The organism is Marinibacterium profundimaris (assembly GCF_002210095.1).
Lineage (GTDB): Bacteria > Pseudomonadota > Alphaproteobacteria > Rhodobacterales > Rhodobacteraceae > Marinibacterium > Marinibacterium profundimaris.
The window spans coordinates 366,553-387,230 of the sequence record NZ_AQQR01000001.1 but is presented as its reverse complement, the minus strand read 5'-3'; the positions used below and the strand labels follow the sequence as shown (position 1 = coordinate 387,230).

22 protein-coding genes are annotated in these 20,678 nt (G+C 66.1%); 10 read left to right on the top strand and 12 right to left on the bottom strand.

Features of this window, described 5'->3' with window-relative positions:
• Positions 1-125: 125 nt before the first annotated feature.
• The 3 genes from ligA (at position 126) to ATO3_RS29440 (ending at position 4,893) form a co-directional block, all read left to right on the top strand.
• Positions 126-2,378 (top strand): NAD-dependent DNA ligase LigA, encoded by a 2,253-nt coding sequence (gene ligA, locus ATO3_RS01785; RefSeq protein ID WP_088648075.1) that lies wholly within the window; start codon positions 126-128, stop codon positions 2,376-2,378.
• Positions 2,375-4,477, top strand: coding sequence for an ATP-dependent DNA helicase RecG (recG, locus tag ATO3_RS01780; RefSeq protein ID WP_088648074.1), 2,103 nt, complete (start codon positions 2,375-2,377; stop codon positions 4,475-4,477). Before ligA ends, recG begins: the two co-directional genes overlap by 4 nt.
• Positions 4,478-4,770: 293 nt before the next feature.
• Positions 4,771-4,893, top strand: a complete 123-nt coding sequence (locus ATO3_RS29440; protein WP_269845398.1) for a hypothetical protein — start codon at positions 4,771-4,773, stop codon at positions 4,891-4,893.
• Positions 4,894-5,173: 280 nt separating this feature from the next.
• Here ATO3_RS29440 and ATO3_RS01775 read toward each other — a convergent pair whose 3' ends face one another.
• Positions 5,174-5,626, bottom strand: a complete 453-nt coding sequence (locus ATO3_RS01775; RefSeq protein WP_088648073.1) for an iron-sulfur cluster assembly scaffold protein — start codon at positions 5,624-5,626, stop codon at positions 5,174-5,176.
• Positions 5,627-5,692: 66 nt separating this feature from the next.
• Between ATO3_RS01775 and hisI the strand changes: the two genes are divergently transcribed.
• Positions 5,693-6,052, top strand: a complete 360-nt coding sequence (gene hisI, locus ATO3_RS01770) for a phosphoribosyl-AMP cyclohydrolase (protein ID WP_088648689.1) — start codon at positions 5,693-5,695, stop codon at positions 6,050-6,052.
• A 33-nt stretch (positions 6,053-6,085) separates the two neighbouring features.
• Here hisI and gluQRS read toward each other — a convergent pair whose 3' ends face one another.
• The 4 genes from gluQRS to ATO3_RS01750 form a co-directional block, all read right to left on the bottom strand.
• Complete coding sequence (gluQRS, locus tag ATO3_RS01765; RefSeq protein WP_088648072.1) at positions 6,086-6,931, bottom strand: tRNA glutamyl-Q(34) synthetase GluQRS; 846 nt, start codon at positions 6,929-6,931, stop codon at positions 6,086-6,088.
• 28 nt (positions 6,932-6,959) lie between these two features.
• Positions 6,960-7,148: a hypothetical protein gene (locus ATO3_RS01760; protein ID WP_088648071.1), complete on the bottom strand. Its 189-nt coding sequence runs from the start codon at positions 7,146-7,148 to the stop codon at positions 6,960-6,962.
• A 44-nt stretch (positions 7,149-7,192) separates the two neighbouring features.
• Entirely contained in the window at positions 7,193-8,563 is a 1,371-nt protein-coding gene (gene trmFO, locus ATO3_RS01755) for a methylenetetrahydrofolate--tRNA-(uracil(54)-C(5))-methyltransferase (FADH(2)-oxidizing) TrmFO (protein ID WP_088648070.1), read from the bottom strand.
• A gap of 320 nt (positions 8,564-8,883) precedes the next feature.
• Positions 8,884-9,669: an enoyl-CoA hydratase gene (locus ATO3_RS01750; RefSeq protein ID WP_088648069.1), complete on the bottom strand. Its 786-nt coding sequence runs from the start codon at positions 9,667-9,669 to the stop codon at positions 8,884-8,886.
• 56 nt (positions 9,670-9,725) lie between these two features.
• Here ATO3_RS01750 and ATO3_RS01745 point away from each other — a divergent pair, with 56 nt between their 5' ends.
• On the top strand, positions 9,726-10,169 hold the full coding sequence (locus tag ATO3_RS01745; protein ID WP_088648068.1) for a PaaI family thioesterase: 444 nt from the start codon (positions 9,726-9,728) through the stop codon (positions 10,167-10,169).
• Positions 10,170-10,235: 66 nt separating this feature from the next.
• Here the strand turns inward: ATO3_RS01745 and speE are convergent, their stop codons facing one another.
• The 3 genes from speE to ATO3_RS01730 form a co-directional block, all read right to left on the bottom strand.
• Positions 10,236-11,081 (bottom strand): polyamine aminopropyltransferase, encoded by an 846-nt coding sequence (gene speE / locus ATO3_RS01740; RefSeq protein WP_088648067.1) that lies wholly within the window; start codon positions 11,079-11,081, stop codon positions 10,236-10,238.
• Positions 11,078-11,704: an adenosylmethionine decarboxylase gene (gene speD / locus ATO3_RS01735; RefSeq protein WP_233151998.1), complete on the bottom strand. Its 627-nt coding sequence runs from the start codon at positions 11,702-11,704 to the stop codon at positions 11,078-11,080. Before speD ends, speE begins: the two co-directional genes overlap by 4 nt.
• Positions 11,705-12,069: 365 nt before the next feature.
• Positions 12,070-12,297, bottom strand: a complete 228-nt coding sequence (locus ATO3_RS01730) for a DUF1127 domain-containing protein (protein WP_088648066.1) — start codon at positions 12,295-12,297, stop codon at positions 12,070-12,072.
• 96 nt (positions 12,298-12,393) lie between these two features.
• Here ATO3_RS01730 and ATO3_RS01725 point away from each other — a divergent pair, with 96 nt between their 5' ends.
• From ATO3_RS01725 to ATO3_RS01710, 5 genes are all read left to right on the top strand, one after another.
• A complete protein-coding gene (locus ATO3_RS01725; RefSeq protein WP_088648065.1) occupies positions 12,394-13,842 on the top strand; it encodes an aminotransferase-like domain-containing protein in 1,449 nt (482 codons plus the stop codon).
• A 205-nt stretch (positions 13,843-14,047) separates the two neighbouring features.
• On the top strand, positions 14,048-14,506 hold the full coding sequence (gene rplM, locus ATO3_RS01720) for a 50S ribosomal protein L13 (protein WP_088648064.1): 459 nt from the start codon (positions 14,048-14,050) through the stop codon (positions 14,504-14,506).
• Between the two features lie 5 nt (positions 14,507-14,511).
• Positions 14,512-15,009: a 30S ribosomal protein S9 gene (rpsI, locus tag ATO3_RS01715; RefSeq protein WP_088648063.1), complete on the top strand. Its 498-nt coding sequence runs from the start codon at positions 14,512-14,514 to the stop codon at positions 15,007-15,009.
• Positions 15,010-15,173: 164 nt separating this feature from the next.
• Positions 15,174-16,253 (top strand): hypothetical protein, encoded by a 1,080-nt coding sequence (locus ATO3_RS28740; RefSeq protein ID WP_158217889.1) that lies wholly within the window; start codon positions 15,174-15,176, stop codon positions 16,251-16,253.
• Complete coding sequence (locus tag ATO3_RS01710) at positions 16,246-17,169, top strand: glycosyltransferase family 8 protein (protein ID WP_158217888.1); 924 nt, start codon at positions 16,246-16,248, stop codon at positions 17,167-17,169. The genes ATO3_RS28740 and ATO3_RS01710 overlap by 8 nt, the downstream gene beginning before the upstream one ends.
• 70 nt (positions 17,170-17,239) lie before the next feature.
• Here ATO3_RS01710 and ATO3_RS01705 read toward each other — a convergent pair whose 3' ends face one another.
• The 4 genes from ATO3_RS01705 to metA are packed head-to-tail and all read right to left on the bottom strand — an operon-like array spanning position 17,240 to position 20,678.
• Complete coding sequence (locus tag ATO3_RS01705) at positions 17,240-17,857, bottom strand: TetR/AcrR family transcriptional regulator (protein ID WP_088648061.1); 618 nt, start codon at positions 17,855-17,857, stop codon at positions 17,240-17,242.
• Positions 17,850-18,719: a polyphosphate kinase 2 gene (gene ppk2 / locus ATO3_RS01700; protein WP_088648060.1), complete on the bottom strand. Its 870-nt coding sequence runs from the start codon at positions 18,717-18,719 to the stop codon at positions 17,850-17,852. The genes ATO3_RS01705 and ppk2 overlap by 8 nt, the downstream gene beginning before the upstream one ends.
• 49 nt (positions 18,720-18,768) lie before the next feature.
• Positions 18,769-19,719 carry an alpha/beta fold hydrolase gene (locus tag ATO3_RS01695; RefSeq protein ID WP_233151997.1) on the bottom strand — a complete coding sequence of 317 codons (951 nt, stop codon included), beginning with the start codon at positions 19,717-19,719 and terminating at the stop codon, positions 18,769-18,771.
• A gap of 14 nt (positions 19,720-19,733) precedes the next feature.
• Complete coding sequence (gene metA / locus ATO3_RS01690) at positions 19,734-20,678, bottom strand: homoserine O-acetyltransferase MetA (protein WP_088648059.1); 945 nt, start codon at positions 20,676-20,678, stop codon at positions 19,734-19,736.

The window sequence follows — 20,678 nt, the reverse complement described above, 5'->3', positions numbered from 1 at the left end:
GTCCGGCGGACGGCGTCCTCAGGGGCAAGTCACCACTCACGGCCGCCGGACGTCTGGACCCCGACCGGACAGCGCTCTAAACCTTGACCCGATCCGAAACGGGATGCTGGTCCGGGGGCGCTGACATGAAAGACGGGACACCGGTCGAGAAGCTGACCGAAGATGAGGCGCGCGAGGAACTTGCGCGCCTTGCCGACCTCCTGGGGCGCGCCAACGCGGCTTATCACCAGGAGGACGCGCCGGAGATCTCCGATGCGGATTACGACGCGTTGAAGCTGCGCAATGCGGCGATCGAAGAGCGATTCCCGGAGCTCAAGCGTGACGATAGCCCGTCCGACCAGGTCGGCGCCGCCCCGGCCGAGGGGTTTGCCAAGGTCACGCACCGCGTCCGGATGATGTCGCTGTCAAATGCCTTCGACGATGAGGACATCACGGATTTCGATACGTCGATCCGCAAGTACCTGGGCCTGTCTGCGGATGCGCCGCTGACCTATACGGCAGAGCCCAAGATCGACGGTCTGTCGCTGTCGCTGCGCTACGAGGGCGGCAAGCTGGTCCAGGCGGCCACGCGGGGCGATGGCGAGACGGGGGAAAACGTCACCGCCAACGCGAAGACGATCGACGATATCCCCGTGACGCTGAAGGGCGCGCCGGATGTGCTCGAGGTGCGGGGCGAGGTCTATATGTCCCACGCCGATTTCGCCGCGCTGAACGAACGGCAGGAGGCCGCCGGGGCCAAGACCTTCGCCAACCCGCGCAACGCGGCGGCGGGCTCGCTTCGACAGCTTGATGCCGCGATCACCCGCGCGCGACCGCTGAAATTCTTCGCCTATGCCTGGGGTGAGCTGTCCGAGCCGCTGGCCGAGACCCAGTGGGGCGCCATCGAACGGCTGCAAGCCCTTGGTTTCACGACCAATCCCCTTACCGTCAGCGCCGACGGTCCCGATGCGATGCTGGCCCAATACCGCGAGATCGAGGCGCAGCGCGCGACGCTCGACTATGATATCGACGGGGTTGTCTACAAGGTCGACGATCTCTCGCTCCAGGGCCGGCTGGGGTTTCGGTCCACCACGCCCCGCTGGGCCATCGCGCATAAATTCCCGGCCGAGCTTGCCTGGACCTGGCTCGAGGCGATCGACATCCAGGTTGGCCGCACCGGCGCGCTCAGCCCGGTCGCGCGTCTGACCCCGGTGACCGTCGGCGGCGTGGTCGTGTCCAACGCGACCCTGCACAACGAGGATTACATCGCCGGGCGCGACGCTTCGGGCAACGAGATCCGCGGCGGCAAGGACATCCGCGTCGGCGACTGGGTGCAGGTCTATCGCGCCGGCGACGTGATCCCGAAAGTGGCGGACGTGGACCTCGCGAAACGCCCTGAGGGGACAGAGCCATACAGCTTCCCGGAAACCTGCCCGATCTGCGGCAGCGAGGCTGTCCGCGAAGAAGGCGACGCGATCCGCCGCTGCACGGGCGGCTTGATCTGTGCCGCGAAAGCTGTTGAGAAACTGAAACATTTCGTCTCGCGCGCGGCCTTAGACATCGAGGGGCTGGGCGCCAAGCAGGTCGAGGCCTTCTATGCGGACGACCAGTTGCCGGTGAAGGAGCCGGCCGACATCTTCACCCTGCAAAGCCGCGACAGCGCCAATCTGACCAAGCTTGCCAATCGCGACGGCTGGGGCGAGGCCAGCGCGAAGAACCTCTTTCAGGCCATTGAGGATAAACGGGAAATCCAGCTGTCACGTCTGATCTTCGGATTGGGCATCCGCCATGTCGGCGAGGTCGCCGCGCAGGATCTGGCCCGGCATTTTCTCTCGTGGGAGGCGATGGCGCAGGCCCTGGACAGCGCGCGGCCCGCCGCTCTGGCCCATCGCGCCGCCGATGCCGCGGCCGAAGCGGAACGCGCGACAGCCTCGGATGAAGGTCGTCGCGCCCGGATATCCGAGGCGCGCGCGAAGGCCGAAGCCGAATGCGACGTGCCCGAGGCTGCGAAAGAGGCCTGGTCCGACCTGATCGGCGCCGACGGGATCGGCCCGACCATGGCGCTCTCGCTGTCGGACGCCTTTGCGAACCCGGATGAACGCGCCGCGATGGACCGGCTTCTCGCCCATTTGACCCCGATCCCGCCCGAGGCGCGCGACACCGGCAGCCCGATCGCGGGCAAGACCATCGTCTTCACCGGAACGCTGGAGAAGATGACACGCGCCGAGGCCAAGGCCCGGGCCGAAGCCCTGGGCGCCAAGGTCAGCGGATCGGTCAGTGCCAAGACCGACCTGCTGGTCGCCGGGCCGGGCGCAGGATCGAAGGCGAAGAAGGCGGCCGATCTGGGCATTGAAACCCTGGACGAGGACGGCTGGCTCGACCTGGTCGGCGCGGGATGACCGGGCCGGTCAAGGGCCGCCCCGAACAGCTGTTTCCGCTTTTTGCCGAGCTGGAGACACTGGACGGTGTCGGCCCCAAGATCGCCAAGCATATGGGCCAGATGCATGTTGAGCGCCCGCGCGACCTGCTGTTCACCCTGCCTTACAACCTGGTCGACCGCCGCCGCCGCGCGACGATAAACGGCGCCGAGCTGCCCATGGTTCTGACGGTCGAGGTCACGATTGGCGAGCATCGCCCGGGGCGCACGCGGGCCGGCGCCTATCGGATCCATGTCGAGGATGCCGAGACGGAATTTCAGCTGGTTTTCTTCCACGCGCGTCCCGAGTACCTCAAGCGGATCCTGCCCAGCGGCGCGAAGCGGTTGGTCTCCGGCAAGGTCGAACTGTTCGACGGCATGGCGCAGATGGTCCATCCCGATCACGCCGTCCCGGTCGAGGAGGCCGGCGACATTCCCGAAACCGAGCCGGTCTATCCTCTGACCGCCGGTGTCACGCAGAAGGTGATGTACCGCGCGACCCGGTCGGTGCTGGAGCGGGTGCCGGACTTGCCGGAATGGATCGATCCGGGGCAGAAGGCCGCGGCCGAGTGGCCGGATTGGGCCGAGGCATTGCGGCTTGCCCACGCGCCGGACCGGCCCACGGATCTGTCGCCCGAGGCGCCCGCGCGCCAGCGGCTGGCCTACGACGAGCTGATGGCGCATCAGCTGACCCTGGCGCTTGCCCGTCAAAAGGAGAGGCGTCGCAAGGGGTTGGAGACGCGTGGCACGGGGGACCTGCAGAAGAAGGTGCTGGCCGCGCTGCCCTATGACCCGACGGGCGCCCAATCCCGCGCGGTCGAAGAGATCGCCGCCGACTTGGCCCGGCCGCAGCGGATGAACCGTCTGCTGCAGGGCGACGTGGGCGCGGGCAAGACCCTGGTCGCCTTCCTCGCGCTGCTGATCGCGGTGGAGGCCGGCGGGCAGGGCGTGTTGATGGCGCCGACCGAAATCCTTGCGCGGCAGCACATGGAGGGGTTGCAGCCGCTGGCCGAAAGCGCCGGTGTGCGGCTGGAGATCCTGACAGGGCGCGACAAGGGTGCGGAGCGGCGCGCCAAGCTGGAGGCGCTGGCCTCGGGCGAGATCGGGATCCTGGTTGGCACCCATGCGGTGTTCCAGGCCGATGTCGCCTTTGCCGATCTGCGCCTTGCGATCGTGGATGAACAGCACCGGTTCGGGGTGCGCCAGCGGCTGGAGTTGTCGAAGAAGGGTCTGGCGGCGGATGTGCTGGTGATGACGGCAACGCCGATCCCGCGCTCGCTGGCCCTGGCGCAATATGGCGACATGGACGTCAGCCTGCTCGACGAGAAGCCGCCGGGGCGCAAGCCGATCACCACCGCCGCGCTGAGCGATGCGCGGATGGACGAGGTGATCGACCATCTGCGCCGGGCGATGGCCGAGGGGCGGCAATGCTACTGGGTCTGCCCGCTGGTCGAGGAAAGCGAGGTCATGGACCTGACGTCTGCCGAGGACCGGTTCAAGCGCCTGCGCGCCGCCCTGGGCGAGGGCGTCGTGGGGCTGGTCCATGGACAGATGCCGCCGGCCGAAAAGGACGCGGCCATGGCGGATTTCCAGGGGGGCCGGACCCGGGTTCTGGTGGCGACCACGGTGATCGAGGTCGGCGTCAACGTGCCCAACGCCTCGATCATGGTGATCGAACGGGCGGAAATCTTCGGCCTCGCGCAATTGCACCAGCTGCGCGGCCGGGTGGGCCGGGGCGAGGCAAGCTCCACCTGCCTGCTGCTCTACCGCGCGCCGCTGAACGAAAGCGGTCGCAAGCGGCTGGAGGTCCTGCGCGAGACCGAGGACGGGTTCCGCATCGCCGAGACCGACCTGGAGATGCGCGGCGCCGGCGACCTGATCGGCACGGCGCAATCGGGCCTGCCGGTGTTCCAGGTGGCGGATCTGGAACGGCAGGCGGCACTGATGGCCGTGGCGCAATCGGATGCGCGCAAGCTGCTGGCCGATGATCCGACGCTGGACGGCCCTCGCGGTCAGGCGGCGCGGATCCTGCTCTGGCTGATGCGGCAGGACGAGGCGATCCGCCTGATTACCGTTGGCTGAGGAGGCTGCCGGTCTTCCCGGAATCAAACCTCTGATCCGCCGGGCAAGTCCGGGCGGAACGCCTTTGGCATGAGGAAGACGCTGGCCGGAGGCCGGCCACAAGCCACCCTCGCGCCCTATTTCAGCCGGCCGACTTTTGCTTTGTTTTCAGTTTGTTCCTGCTGGTCTCACCTTCTCTGTTCCGCCTTGTTCTCGGATGTTCTCATTTAGTTCTTTACAGCTGCCGCGCAATATGAGAACAAAGGGTCAACAAAACGTTAATCCCCATCTCCAGTCTCAAGAGGGTCATCGCCATGTTGAAGGAACTGAAGAAGTCGATCCTGCGCTCCCAGGCCACGCTGGCACAGGACGCCGTTGGCCTGACGGCCCTTGTCGTGATGCTTCTGGTCGGCCTGCACCTGCCGCTGATCGCCTGACCACACCCGTTTCTGCCTGCGCGTTCGTGCCGGCGCCGCTATTGCATCCTGTCCCATCGTTGATGCCGAGGGAGGCCCGCCTGTCATCCCTCACAGGGCCTGCCTCTGTCCCTGCGCGGCGCCAATCCGCACGATACTCGCATACTTTCCGCCGCCATCCCGCCCGGATGCGCGGCGGTTTTTTTGTTTGATAACAGGAAAAGGCCCGCGAAAAGCAGGCGAGGGCCATCTTGCCAGGCGTGGTCTGTCCGGTGGTGGCCCGGGCCCCGGGCCGCAGGGATCAGGCGCAGTTGGCCTGTTCGGCCTTTTCCATCGCCTCGGCCGTGGCCTCCAGCGACAGCAGGATCGAGGCGTGGCGATTCTTGTAATCCCGCGCGGGCAGCAGCACGTCGAGCCCGTCGAAAGGCGCATCCGGCACCGGGCCGGAGGACTTCAGCATTGCCTTCAGCTGGTCGCGCGCCTGTTCGATCTGGTCCCGGGTGCAGCCGATCACGGCGCCGCCCACCACGGCCGCAGCGGCCTGGCCCAGGGCGCAGGCCTTCACATCCTGCGCGAAATCGGAAATCCGGCCGTCCTCGACGCTCAGATCCACCGTCACCGTCGACCCGCACAGCGGCGAGCGGCGCTTGACCGTGGCATCGGGGCTGTCCAGCCGGCCCAGGTGCGGGATATCCGCCGCAAGGTCGAGGATCCGCGCCGAATAGAGCTTGATGAGATCGCTTTCCCCAGACATCGCTTTTCCTCTGATGGCGTTCCCCATAGATAGTGCGCGATGTCCGAATTGCACAAGGGGTTTGCCATGGCCTTCTCGACCGACAGTCTGACCTTCACCGCGGACGGGCTGATCCCCGCCATCGCGCAGGACGCCGCAAGCGGGGAGATCCTGATGATGGCCTGGATGAACGCCGAATCCGTTGAGCGCACGCTGGAGACCGGGCGCGTGACCTACTGGTCGCGCTCGCGGCAGGCGTTCTGGGTCAAGGGTGAAAGTTCAGGGCACGTGCAGGAGCTGGTCGACCTGCGGGTGGATTGCGACCGCGATTGCCTGCTGGTGTTGGTGCGGCAGACGGGCCCGGCCTGTCACACGAACCGGCGAAGCTGCTTCTATACCGCGATCCGGGACGGGCAGGAAGTGGAGCTGATGGAGCCGGAGGTGTGATCCGAACGCCTATTCTGGATTAAATTCAATGATCTAAAGGCCGATCTTCGCGCGGATGTCACTGGGGCTCAGCCCCTCGGCCCGGTAGGTCGCGATGGCCCGGGCGTCGTCGCGCTTGGCCAGGCGCTTGCCGGCCTCGTCCCGGATCAGGCGGTGGTGGTGATAGGTCGGCACGGGCAGGTCCAGCAGGTACTGCAGCACCACGTGAAGCGGTGTCGCTTCGAACAGGTCCTCGCCGCGGATGACGTGGGTAATGCCCTGCGCGGCGTCATCGACCACCACGGACAGGTGATAGGATCCGCCCATGCCGCGCCGTTGCAGAATTGGATCGCCGATGGTGGTGACAAGGTCGGAGGCGGACACGCCATGTGATCCGGCATGGGCCGGGCCGGTCTCGTCGAAAGCGAGATCGGGCAGGCGGTCGGCCACCAGGGCCATGTTCAGGCGGATCACATCCGCGTCAGTGCGCCCGGACATCGGTCGATGCCGGCAGGTCCCGGGGTATATCCGGCCATCGGGGCCGAAGCGGGGCACGCCCTCCTGCGGGGCGCCGGCCGCGGCCTCGATATCGGCGCGGCGGCAGGCGCAGGGATAGGTCAGGCCTATATTGTCCAGCCGTTCCAGGGCCTCCGCGTAGGCGCTGCCGCGCTCCGATTGTCTCATGACCGGCTCGGGCCAGTCGAGGCCGAGCCAGCGCAGGTCATCGTAGATCTGCGCCTCCCATTCGGGGCGGGCGCGGGAGGTGTCGATATCCTCGATCCGCAGCAGGAAGGTGCCGCCCGCCGCGTCCGCCATGTCGGAGGCGAGGCAGGCGGAATAGGCATGGCCCAGGTGCAGGGGGCCTGTGGGCGACGGGGCGAAGCGGGTGGTGAACATCAGCCTGTCATCGCACGGGGGAAGACAGGTGTCAGCCTTCGCGCTGCACCTTGGACTGGTGGATCATCAGCCAGGCCAGGATGATGAACATCGGATGGGTCAGCCCGCCCGACAGGATGATCGCCGGAATCCAGATGATCAGCACGATGAAGCTGGTGATGATCCAGCCGGACAGGAATATCGCCAGAGGCGGCAACAGGATGGCGAGCAGGTACAGCAAGAGATCAATCCTCGTTCAGCGAAGGGGCGGCCAGGGGCGCCGGATCAAGCCGGCACCGCGAGGGCCGAAAGCCAGCCCTGCCAGTCGGTCTTGGCGCGGTCGGTATAGGCCTTGTAGCGGTCCTTGCGCCCACGGCGGCCGCCGCGCAGCCCCTCGACCGGGGGAAAGAGGCCGAAGTTCACGTTCATCGGCTGGAAGGTCTTCGCCTCGGCCCCGCCGGTGATATGGGTGATCAGCGCGCCCGACGCGGTGGTCGGCGGCGGCGGCGCAATGCTGTCGCCGCGCAGCTCTGCCGCGGCCATGCGACCGGCCAGAAGCCCCATCGCGGCGCTTTCCACGTAACCTTCGACCCCGGTGACCTGACCCGCAAAGCGGATGTTCGGCCGCGACCGCAGGCGCATCTGGTTGTCCAGAAGTGTCGGGCTGTTGAGGAAGGTGTTCCGGTGAATCCCGCCCAGCCGGGCAAAGTTGGCATTCTCCAACCCCGGGATCATGCGGAAGACTTCTGTTTGTGCGCCGTATTTCATCTTGGTCTGGAAACCCACGATATTGAAAAGCGTTCCCAGCTTGTTGTCGCGGCGCAGCTGCACGATGGCATGGGCCTTCACGTCCGGCTGATGAGGATTGGTCAGGCCCACAGGTTTCATCGGCCCGTGGCGCAGGGTCTCGCGGCCGCGTTCGGCCATGACCTCGATCGGCAGGCAGCCGTCGAAATAAGGGGTGGGTTTGGGGCCGGATGTCGCCTCGCCTTCGTGGAACTCGGTCTTGTCGGCGGCCAGCAGCGCGTCGATGAAGGCCTCGTAGGTGTCGCGGTCCATCGGGCAGTTGAGGTAGGCGGTGCGCTCGGCCTCGGTCTCGCCCTTGTCATAGCGCGACTGCATCCAGGCCTTCGACATGTCGATGCTGTCGGCATAGACGATGGGCGCGATGGCGTCGAAGAAGGCCAGCGCGTCGGTGCCGGTCTCGGCCGCGATGGCCTGCCCAAGTGCGGCAGAGGTCAGAGGGCCGGTGGCGATGATCCACTGGCCCTGGTCGGGCAGCTCGGTGATTTCCTCGTGGCTGACGCTGACATTGTCGAGCGCGGTCAGCCGGGCGGTGACGCTCTCGGCGAAGGGATCGCGGTCCACGGCCAGGGCGCCGCCGGCGGGCAGGCGGTGCGCATCGGCGGTGGTCATGATCAACCCGTCCGCTGCGCGCATTTCCCAGTGCAGCAGCCCGACGGCGTTCTGTTCGTCATCGTCCGAGCGGAAGGAATTGGAACACACCATCTCGCCCAGGTGACCGGTGCGATGGGCGAAGGTTTCGACCTTGGGGCGCATTTCGTGCAGCACCACGGGAATGCCAAGCCGGGCGGCCTGCCATGCGGCTTCGGAGCCGGCCATGCCGCCGCCGACGATGTGTAACGTGTCTGTCATGCAGGCGGATGTAGTCGCGGGCGGGGCGCTTTGCAACGCGGGTGATGCAACGCATGCCATGCATGCCGTCACGACGCGTGGCACACCGGGGGCGCTCATCCGATCTGCCGCATCTTGTTAACGGGGGGCTTGGAAGTCAGGATCGCCGCGGCACTCACGCCATGCCGGGAGAGAGACCGGCTGGAGGGACATGCGGGCCTGCGGCGATCCCGTGACTTCGAACGGGTGCGATCACCCTTGACCTTCTTTTGCCGTAAACTTGCCAGATTTGATACGGCCAAATCGGAAACAATTCATTTCCGCTTCGCCTGTTGAACGCATTATTGTGACCAGTCCGGCGTCCGCTTTTCGAGAAAGGCGCTGATGCCTTCGTTGGTGTCGCGCATCAGCATGTTCTCGGCCATGACCTGGCCGGTATAGGCATAGGCCTCGGCCAGTTCCATTTCCGCCTGGGCGTAAAAGGCCTCCTTTCCGATGGAGACCACGGCACCCAGCTTTTCGGTGACCGCCTGGGCCAGGGCGACGGTTTCCGCCTCCAGGTCGGCCCTGGGTGCGACCTTGTTGATCAATCCGAACTTTTCCGCCTCGGTCGCATCGATGAAGCGGCCGGTGGACAGCATCTCGAATGTTTTCTTGGCCGGGATGTTGCGGCTAAGCGCGACCATCGGGGTCGAACAGAACAGCCCGATCGTCACCCCGTTCACGCCAAAGCGCGTGCCCTCGGCGGCGACGGCCAGGTCGCAGGTCGCGACCAGCTGGCAGCCGGCGGCGGTGGCGATTCCATGAACCTGGGCGATGACCGGCTGCGGCAGAGTGCGGATCGTCATCATCATGCGCGAGCAGCGTTGGAAGAGCTCGGTGAAATAGGCGCGGCCGCCATCTTCGGCCTGCCGTCCGGCCTGCATCTGGCGCAGATCATGGCCGGCGCAAAAGCCCTTGCCCGCGCCCGACAGGATCACCGCGCGGATCGCCCGGTCTTCGCGGATCGCGTCCAGTTCGGCCTGCAGCGCATCCAGCATCTCTTCGCTCAGCGCATTCAGCTTCTCGGGGGCGTTCATGCGCAGATGGGCGATGGCCCCAGCGTCACGGCGTTCCAGAATTGTCATATGGGCCCTCCCGTGCCATGCCTGCACTCTATGCGAGAGCGAGGGAGAGGAAAAGCATGGGTCTGGCACTGAACCGCGACGAACTGGCCGCTTACCTGGATGAGGTCTTTCCGCAGGTGAAGGGCGATTTCACGGTGGATGCGCTGTCGCCGATGCAGATCACCATGCGGCTCAACACGGGCGAGCGGCACCTGCGGCCCGGCGGCACGGTGTCGGGGCCGGCGATGTTCGCGCTGGCGGATGTGACGATCTATGCGCTGGTTCTGTCGATGATCGGCAAGGCGGCTCTGGCGGTGACGACGAATTGCGCGATGGATTTCATGCGCAAGCCGGCTGCGGGCCAGGCGCTGATCGCCGAGGGGCGTCTGCTGAAGCTGGGCCGGGTGCTGGCGGTGGGCGATGTGCTGATGACGTCCGAGGGCAGCGACAAGCCGGTGGCGCGGGCCAGCATGACCTATTCGATCCCGCCTGAGGGCTCTGCCGCCGCGCTGATGAGCTGACAGAGCCGAGTATTTTCAAGGTGATGGAGCCCGGTTCCGGCGCGGGTGCGGAACCGGAAAAGTCGCTCAGGGCAGCAGTTTCTTCACGTAGCCGGGCAGGGCGAAGGCCGCCTTGTGCACCTCGGGCGTGTAATAGTCCGGGGCAATCCCGGCCGCGGCAAAGCGGTCTTCCAGCGTGGCGAGGTCGACGTTGCGCGCCTCGCCATCGGTGGCCCAGCCAAAGGCCATCGGCCCGCCCGCATAGGTCGGCACGGTCGCCAGATAGCAGCCCCAGTCGTCAAACAGCGCCTTGAAGGCGCGCAGCGTGTTGGTCAGCTCGTCCCCCTGGACGAAGGGCACGCCGTTCTGGGTCACCAGGATACCGCCTGGTGTCAGCGCATTCTTGGCGTGACCATAGAAGGTATCGGTGAACAGAACCTCACCGGGGCCGATCGGGTCGGTGCTGTCGACGATGATCACGTCGAAGGTGCCGTCGGGGGTCTTCATGAAATCGGCGCCATCGGCGATGACCAGGTTCAGTCGCGGGTCGTCGAAGGCGCCCTGGCTGAGCATCGGCAGGTAGGTCTTGGAGAACTCGACCACACCGGCGTCGATCTCGACCATGGTGACATGGTCGACCGAGGCGTGGCGCAGGACTTCCCGCGCCATGCCACCGTCGCCGCCGCCGATGATCAGCACGCGTTTCGCGGCCCCATGCGCCAGGATCGGCACATGGGTAAGCATTTCGTGGTAGATGAAATTGTCGCCCTCGGTGGTCTGCACCACGTCATCCAGGGTCAGAACACGGCCGAAGCGGTTGTTCTGGAACACTTTCAGCCGCTGGTGATCGGTCTCGCTGTCATAAAGCAGCTCGTCGATCGACAGGGCCTGGGCGTATTCCGGATAGAGCGTTTCCATCATCAACTTGGTCATGCCGCCACCTCGGCTCCGTCCACGAGGCCTTCACCGCGGCGCAGCTCCTTCACCCGTACGTCGGGGGTGGCGAAGGCTGCTTTCAGCACGTCGACGGCCTTCCACGGCTGCGCGTCGCCACACATGAAGACGTCGAAGGCGCCATAGCCGATCTCGGGCCAGGTGTGGACCGAGATGTGGCTTTCGGCCAGCACGGCCACGCCGCTCACACCCTGGGGCGAGAACTTGTGCGTGTGAATGTGCAGCAGCGTGGCGCCACATGTATCGACACAATCGCGGAAGGCCTGCTGGATGCGGGCCTCGTCGTCGAGCCCGTAGCCATCGACAACCTCGATGATCAGATGGGTGCCCGCGAAGACCGCGCCGTCGCGGCGGATGAAGTGATCTTCGCGGTCGGCATCGGCCAGCGCCTCGAGATCGGCGGTGCCGATGTCGCGGTTGGCGGGGTGGGTGGCGACCGCAAGCGTGGCGTCGCCGTCCACGATGCCACGGATATCGACCGTATCGGTCGCGTGGGACACGTGAATGTTGTGCATGCGTGCGGTCACACCGCGGGCGGTATCTTCCTCATGGGCGCCTGTCTCCAGACCGATCCCCAGTTGGAAGAGGTTGGCGTCTGTCATGGCGCTCCCCTTCGTTCCAGTAGATGACAATCCGGCGGTCCCTTAGCGCCCCCCCGGTTTTCCGAGGTTGGGATCGGTTCCGCAACGGGGCCGCACCTAAGGCCCATGTCTTAACCAATCAAGAATTTTTTTCCCTCGCGCGCCAAAAAATCCGCGCGCCGCTGGGATGCCGGGGCTTCGGGTCATAATGCATCACTCAGCCCCGGTATGGCGCAAGAATAAGACGGAAAGATCTGGGGGCGTTGCCTGTCCACGGTGGTCCGTGTGGCGCGGGCAGGGGGATGCGGGGCGCAGGTGGACAAAAAAAGGCCGGGCAGGGCCCGGCCAGGTTGAGGTCCTCGGGACGAAGGCCTCGGGGAGATATGTCAGGGCAACCAGAAGGGGCGGCTCGCTTCCTTCCTCGCCTCGGCCCGGGTCATGCCGATATCTTCAAGCATGTGGTCTTCCAGCCGGGACAGGTGGTTTCGGCTGCGCTTTCGGTGATCCCACTGGACGATGACCGCGGCCAGCTTCACGGCGAACAGGGCGGTCAGCGGCAGCCGGGGGCTGGTGGCAAACGGCGACAAGGTCCGGGTCGTGGGGCTGCGTGTCATTGGTTCGTCCTTTCAATTGTATTGACACAATGTGCAAGTGTTGGGTACATTGGATTGGTACGCTTGGATATCTGCCAACTCCAGAGAAACATTGTCATGGATACAATTTGGTCGGCCCCTCTGAAGGACGTGAAGGGCCCGAAGTATGAACTGGTGGCCGAGAAGATCCGCGGCCAGGTCGCCTCGGGCGTGCTGCAGCCGGGCGCGAAACTGCCGCCGGTGCGGGAGCTGGCCTATCGGCTGGGCATCACGCCGGGCACGGTGTCGCGCGCCTACGGGCTGCTGACCGACGAAGGGATCCTGAGGGGCGAGGTCGGGCGCGGCACCTTCGTGGCCGAGCCGCATCCCGACGACCCGATCTGCCCGGACCATGACATGGATCCCGATGCCCGCGCCTGGCAGGCGCTGGAGATCGACGTGATCGCCCATGGGTCCGGCGGATCCGACGGGGACGACGTCAACCTCTTCTCGCCGCACCTGCCCAGCGTCGGGCAGGCCAGGCTGATCCGCGATCTGCTGGGGCAGGTGGCACAGGATCCGCCCTCCGGTCTGATGCATTATCCCAGCCGCATCGGATCGCTGCCCGCGCGCGAGGCGGTGGTGCGCTGGCTGGGGGATGCCCCGATCGGCGCCGTCACGCCGGAGGACATCGTGCTGACCAATGGCGGACAGAACGCGATTTCCCTGATCCTGCAGGCGATGCTGCGCGGCCGCCGCCCGGTCGTCCTGGTCGAGGAACTGGCCTATCCCGGTTTCCGCCGTGCCGCCGAATTGCTGCGGGCCGAGGTGATCCCGGTGGCGATGGACGGCGACGGGCTGATCCCAGAGGCGGTGGAGGCGGCCGCGCGCGGCTGCGACGCCCAGGTGCTTTGTACCTCGCCCGAGATCCACAACCCGACGCTGATCTACACGCCTCTGCACCGGCGCAAGGCCCTGGCCGAGGTCGCCCGGCGTCTCGACCTGCAGATCATCGAGGACGATTGCTATCAGATCCGGCGGGCCGAGACGCCGTCCTACCGGATGATCGCGCCCGAGCGGACATGGTACGTGACCTCGATCTCGAAAAGCCTCACGCCGGCGCTGCGCGTGGGCTTTGCCGTGGCGCCGGAGCAAGGCGCGGCCCCGCTGCGGCGGGCGGCGGAATACGGGTTCTTCGGGCTTGCGACGCCGCTGACCGACCTGACCGCGCTGCTGCTGGCGCATCCGAAGATCCGCAGGCTGGGCGACGAGATGGCGAATGTGGTCGGCCGCTACGTGCACAGCGCGGTCAACATCCTTGGTCGCTACGATCTGCGCTGGCGGCCGGAGGCGGCGTTCCTGTGGCTGATGCTGCCGAAGGGCTGGCGCGCGGGCGCCTTCTGCCGGGCGGCAGAGGCGCGCGGGGTGCAACTGCGTTCGGCCGAGGATTTCGCGCCGCGCTCGGTCAACACGCCCCACGCGGTGCGCTTTGCCGTCAACGCGGGCATCCCGCTGAGCCAGTTCGAGGATGCGCTGCGACGGCTGGCGGACCTGCTGGACAATCCGCCCGAACGGATCGAAGTCTGAGAAAAGGGCGCGCGGCGGGGGCGTGGGGCCCCGTTTTCATGGGGTATATAGATACCTAATTTTTAAACCATTGAAAACGCTTATATAATATGGAAATTGCGTTATTGACCTTGGTCGTCCTTCTCCCCTATATCCCCGCAATCGAATGTCGGACCGGCCCGAAAGGCGCCGGTCTTTCCAATCAAGAAATCAGGGCTGTCCTGCAATGAAAACCTACTCTGCTACTCACGCAGACATCGACAAGAAATGGATCCTGATCGACGCCGAAGGCGTGGTCCTGGGCCGTCTCGCGTCGATCGTCGCGATGCGCCTGCGCGGCAAGCACAAGGCGACTTTCACCCCGCACATGGATATGGGCGACAACGTCATCGTCATCAACGCCGACAAGGTGCAGATGACCGGCAAGAAGCGCGATGAGCACTTCTACTGGCACACCGGTCACCCCGGCGGGATCAAAAGCCGCACCAAGCAGCAGATCCTCGACGGTGCGCACCCCGAGCGCGTGGTCTTCCAGGCCGTCAAGCGCATGCTGCCGGGCAACCGCCTGTCCCGCCAGCAGATGACCAACCTGCGCATCTATGCCGGCGCCGAGCATCCCCACGAGGCCCAAAGCCCCGAAGTGCTCGACGTCAAGGCGATGAACAAGAAAAACACCCGGAGCTGAGATCGATGGCTGAGGAAATCAAATCGCTCGAAGGCCTCGAAGCGGCCGTGACCGAGAACATCGGCGCCGTTCAGGGTGTCGAGGAAGAAATCAACCGTGAGCCCGTGCGCGACAGCCTGGGCCGGTCCTATGCCACCGGCAAGCGGAAGGATGCGGTCGCCCGTGTCTGGATCAAGCCGGGCTCGGGCAAGGTCACCGTCAACGGCAAGGAAATCAACGCGTATTTCGGCCGTCCGGTGCTGCAGATGATCCTGCGCCAGCCGTTCACCGTCGCCGGTGTCGAAGGCCAGTTCGACGTGATGGCAACCGTCAAGGGCGGTGGTCTGTCGGGCCAGGCCGGTGCGGTCAAGCACGGCATCTCGAAGGCGCTGCAGCTGTACGATCCGTCGCTGCGCGGTGCCCTGAAAGCCGCCGGCTTCCTGACCCGCGACAGCCGCGTGGTGGAACGGAAGAAGTATGGCCGCGCGAAGGCCCGCCGGAGCTTCCAGTTCTCGAAGCGTTAAGACTTCGGTTACGACCAACTGTATTGGGGCTGCCTTCGGGCGGCCCTTTTCCTTTTTGGGCAGCGCCTTGCCACGCCCAGCCGGGGCCGGGTGCGGGCTCTGGCCCTTGGGGCATGGGCGGGCTACACCGGCAACAGGCGCGGACGCGTGTGAAAGGGGGCGGCATGAGCAGTATCGTCGACGGGGTAAAGCGGCTTTTTGCGCCCTGGCCCGAGGTCGGGCCGGGCACCTTCGTGCTCTGGGAGCCCTGTTCCAAGAGCCATGGCGAGGTTGTGCCGGGTTATGCGCGGTACCTGCGGGATCTCGGCTTCGAGGTGCTGGTGCTGATGACGCCGGCGCGGCTGGACGAGGGGCTGTTTTCGCGGTTCGACGGGACCGGGATCCGTCATGGCGGGCTGAGCCAGCGCCAGATCCGGCAATTCGTCAAACGGCCCGAGCTGCGGCGGGCCGCCGGGGTGATGGTGACCACCGCCGGCAAGCTGCCGGATGGGCCCGACGGGCGCGTGGACCTTGCCCGGGTCTTCGGGCCCGACCTGCCGTCACCGCTGTTGATGGTGGATCATGACGCCCGCGCGCGCGTGGATGCCGGCGTCTGGGACCCGTCCTCGATCACGCTTCGGACGCTGGATTACAAGGGCGCGCAATCGGTTGTCGTGAACCCGCATGATTTCGGCAGGGTCGAGGTGACGCCGAAATCCGAAGGCCGGACCGTCTTTGTCATGGTCGGCGCGGTGCGGTCCAAGCGGGGCAATGCGCCGCTGGTCTACGAGACCGCCGAGAAACTGCTGGAGGCGGGAGAGACCGCATTCGAGATCCGGGTGATCGGCAAGCCCGGCAAGGACCCGGTGCCCGAGGCGCTGCGCGATCACGTGAAGATCCTGGGCCGGCTGCCCTTTGATGCCATGTACGACGAGATCGAAGCGGCGGACTTCCTCCTGACCTCCTTTCAGGCCGACAATCCCGACCACGGTTTCTACCTGACCGGCGGCACCAGTGGCGCGTTCCAGCTGGCCTATGGCTTCACCAAGCCGATCATCGTGCAGGAGTCCTTTGCCCGGCTGAACCTGTTCAACGCAACCAACGCGCTGGTCTATGGCGACGACGACGGCTTGCTGGGGGCGATGTCGCGGGCGATCGCGATGGATGGCGAAAGCTATGACGCGCTGCAGGCCGGGATGGATGCGACGGCGACGGCGCTTTACGAACGTTCGCTGGCCAACCTGCGGGGGCTCGCCTGTGACTGAGATCCCGGTTCTGTTCTGTTTCGACGACCGGATCCTGCTGGGCGCGGGGGTCAGCATCCTGTCGATGCTGGACTCGGCCGCGGACGAAACGGTCTACGCGGTCCACATCTTTCACCCAGGGTTCTCGTCCGACATCCGCGCGGGGCTTGAAGAGCTGGTGGCCGGCACGCGGCATTCCATGACCTTCCACGAAATCGCGCCGGAACGGTTCGACGGCGTGCCGAAGAACAAGGGCAGCTGGACCGAGATCGTCTATTACCGTCTGCTGGCGCCCGAAGTGCTGGGCGATCTGGACAAGGCGATCTATTCGGACGTGGATGTGCTGGTGAAACGCGATCTGGGCGGCGCCTATGGGGTCGACCTTGAGGGCTATGATTGGGCCGGGGTGGCGGCCGAGGGGAATACGCCGGACAATGTCACGCATCGGCATTTCCCGGAAAATACAAAGGATACCATATACTTCTCGGGCTTCATGGTGATGAACCTGAAGCGCATGCGCGAGACGGGCGCGGTGAAGCGCTATTTCGAGGTGATCGAGACGGTCGGGCCCCGGCTGAAGTTCTTCGACCTCGACATCCTCAATATCGCCTCGGATGCGATCTATCGGTTGCCCTTCGATTACGTGGTGCTGGAGGATATCTTCGAGACCGAGGACGTCACCGCGTCGCGCGACTGGGAATACCTGAAGTCGGTCTATTCCCGCGCGGAGCTGGAGGCGGCGCGCGAGGATCCGGCGATCGTGCATTTCGCCGGGCGGCGGGGCAAGCCCTGGCAGCGGCGGGTGGTGCCGGCCTATTACCGCGAAGTCGTCGCGCGGTTGCCCAGGGCGCTGCGGCGCCAGACCTTCCGCGACTGGCGCAAGCGCTGGATCGGCGCGAAGGGGCGGCGCAAGTATTCCTGGCGCTCGCCGCTCTAGCTGATCCTGGCATCCGCCTCGCAGGCAACAACGAGCCGCGGCCTTCGGCCTGTGTCCTGCGCAAAGGTACTCAGGCGTCCGGTGGGATCAGCCCCAGGCCACGCAGGTAGATCCCGATGCCGCTTTCCAGCAGGTCCTCGGGCGGGAAGGGCGATTGCGCGCCGGGGCCACGGGCATAAAGCTCCACCACCCCGTGGCTCATCGCCCAGATATGGGCCGAGAACATCGACGGAGGCGGGCGGCGTTCGGGCGGGATATGCTGCGACAGGTCCTCGGCGGCCTTCTCCAGCACGTCCCGCGCGCGGCGAGCCGCGGCCGACAGGCCCGGAGAGCGGTTCGTCGAGATCCCGCTTTCGAACATCGCGATGTAGTGGCCCGGGTATTTCCGCGCAAAGGCCAGGTAGGCGCGGCCCGTCGCCTCGAAGGCCTGCAGCGCCGAGGGCTGGCCGGTGTCATAGGCGTATTGCATCACATCGGCGAAGATCTCGTAGCCCTGGCGCGCGGCCTCGGCGATCAGGTCCTCGCGCCCCTCGAAATGTCGGTAGACGGCCGCCGGGGTCACGCCCGCCTCCTTCGCGGCCTGGCTCAGGGTGAAGCCGGTCGGGCCCTTCTCCTCGATCAGGGCGAGCGCGGCCTCGACCAGCGCCTGGCGCAGGTTGCCGTGATGATAGCCGCGTTTCTTAGGCATCCCAGAGGTCCGGACCGCCGCAGACCTTGGGGTCGGGCAGGCCGACGGCACCGGCGTCCTTGCCGTCGTAATCCAGCCCGGCCAGCACGTGCCGGATCGCCGCCAGCCGGGCGCGCCGCTTGTCGTCGCTGCGGATCACCGTCCAGGGCGTGGCCGCACCGTGGCTGCGCGACAGCGTCTCCAGGATGGCGGCGGAATATTCGTCCCACAGCCCCAGCCCCTCCACGTCGATCCGGCTGAGCTTCCAGTGCTTCAGCGGGTCCTGTTCGCGGGCGAGAAAGCGGCGCAGCTGCTCGGCCCGGCCGACGTTGAGCCAAAGCTTGAACAGTCGGATCCCGTCGTTCACCAGCGCCTGTTCGAAGGGCACGACCTGGCGGAAGAAGCGTTCGCGCTCTTCCTCTTCGCAAAAGCCGAAGACCTTCTCGACCACGCCGCGATTGTACCAGGAGCGGTCGAAGAAGACGATCTCGCCCCCTGACGGCAACTGGCTGATGTAGCGCTGGAAATACCACTGGCTCGCCTCGGCATCCGAGGGTTTCGACAGAGCCACCACGCGCGCCCCGCGCGGGTTCAGGTTTTCGCGGAACCGCTTGATGGTGCCGCCCTTGCCCGAGGCGTCGCGCCCTTCGAAGACGATGGCGATGCGCTGACCGGTGGCCTTGACCCAGGCCTGCATCTTGACCAGCTCGATCTGCAGCGCCTCATGCGCCGCGTCATAGCTGTCGCCATCCATGCGCCGGTCATAGGGATAGGACGGATCGATGATGTCCTTCTTGCCGGCGCCCTTGATCGCCTCGCGGATATCGTCAGGGGCGGCGGCGGCGTAGAAGGCGCTGATGGCACCGTCGAAGGGCAAGGCCATGGGGGATCCTCGGGTCTGATGGTCCACCCTATATGGAATGTGAATCCGATTAACGCAAACCCGCTCGCGCGGCAGCGCGGTCCACGGCGGCGACCACGGCTTCGGGGGCCACGTGCTGCACCATGTGCCCGATCCCGGGCAGCGTGACGTAATTGGCCCCGGAAATGCGCGGCGCCAGCTGGTCGGAATGGTGGTCGTGGGCGACGACCTCGTCCGCGGTGCCGTGCAGCAGTTCCACCGGCACGGCGATCTCGCCATAGCGCGGCTCCATCGCGCGGACCTCGTCCAGGAGACCGGCGCGTTGCTGGCCGGTGGCCTTAAGCGCGGCGCGCCGCAGCGCCAGCCGGGCGCCCACGGCCTCGGCATAGCCTTCGGGCGCGGGTTGCGGAGCGAAGATCGCGTCGACGGTGCGCTTGATGGCGCGCGGGGTGACAAAGGCGGTGATCATGGGCACCACCAGCGCCTTGCCCAGCGGGCGCGAGCTGACCCTGTGCAGCGCGGAAAGCCCGGTGTCCCAGGGGATCGAAGGGGCTGCGACCGGGATCACGGCCGAGAGTCGGTCGGGCAGGGTGACAGCCCAGGCCAGCGCCACGGTGCCGCCATAGGAATGGCCCAGCACCAGCGGCCGTTCGGCACCCAGCTGGCGCGCGGCCTCCGCCATGATCCGGGCCTGTTCGGCGATGGAGGGGCCGCTGCTGTCGGGCTTGCCGGTATAGCCGAGCCCGGGACGGTCGATGGCGATGACGCGGTAGCGGTCGGCCAGCAGGGGCGCCAGCGACAGGGTCATGTCGCGCCAGTTGCCGCCCGTGCCGTGGATCAGCACCAGGTCCGGGCCCGCGCCGCTGACCACCGCGTGCACCTTCACGCCCTCGACCTCCAGGAATTGCCCCTCGGGCGGGCGGGCGGCCTCGGCCCGGGCCTCGTTGCGGCGTGCCCGCCAGCGCACCATCACATGGAGGACGACGGCCCCGCCCAGGACTATCAGCAACAAGGTGGGCAAGGCAGCCTCCGGCCCTAGATACGCAGATCGGTGGAGCTTACCCCGATTTGCGAGATGTCATAGGGCGTCGTGAGATAGATCTCGGACAGCCAGTTGCCATAGAGCAGATGCGCGTGGCTGCGCCAGCGATTGAGCGGCCGGCGCGTCGGATCGTCGTCGGGGTAATAATTGGCGGGCACGTTGATCGGCTCTCCGGCCGCGACATCGCGGTCGTATTCCTGTTTCAGCGTGTCGCTGTCATATTCCAGGTGGTTGAAGATATAGAGCGCCCGGCGCCCCGGATCCTGCACCAGGCAGGGGCCGACCTGGTCCGAGCCCAGCAGCGTGATCAGCCCTTCGCCGCGATCGATCTCGTCCTGGCGCATTTCGGTCCAGCGGCTGACGGGCACGACGAAATCGTCGGCAAAGCCGCGCAGGAAAGGCGAGGCGGGCGCCAGGTTCTGGTGCCGGAAGCAGCCGAAGGCCTTGGCGTCGAGCATGTGCTTGTCGATGCCGTGGAAGTGGTTGATCATCGCCATCGCGCCCCAGCAGACGCCGAAGGTTGAATGCACATGGGTCTGGGTCCAGTCGAAGACGGTGCTCAGTTCGTCCCAGTAGGTGACCTCTTCGTATTCCAGCTGTTCAACGGGGGCGCCGGTGATGATCACCCCGTCGAACTTCTGCCCGCTCTCGGCGACCTCGGCGAAGGTTTCGTAAAAGAGATCAATATGTTCCGACGAGGTGTTGCGCGGCTGGTGATCCGTCATCCGAATCAGCGTCAGCTCCACCTGCAGGGGGGTGGCCCCCAGCAGCCGGGCGAACTGCGTCTCGGTCTGGATCTTCTTGGGCATCAGGTTCAGCAACGCGATGCGCATCGGCCTTATGTCCTGGTGGACGGCCTTGTCTTCCGGCATGACCATGACTCCCTCGTTCTGCAGCACGTTGTAGGCGGGCAGGTCGGAGGGCAGCTTGATGGGCAT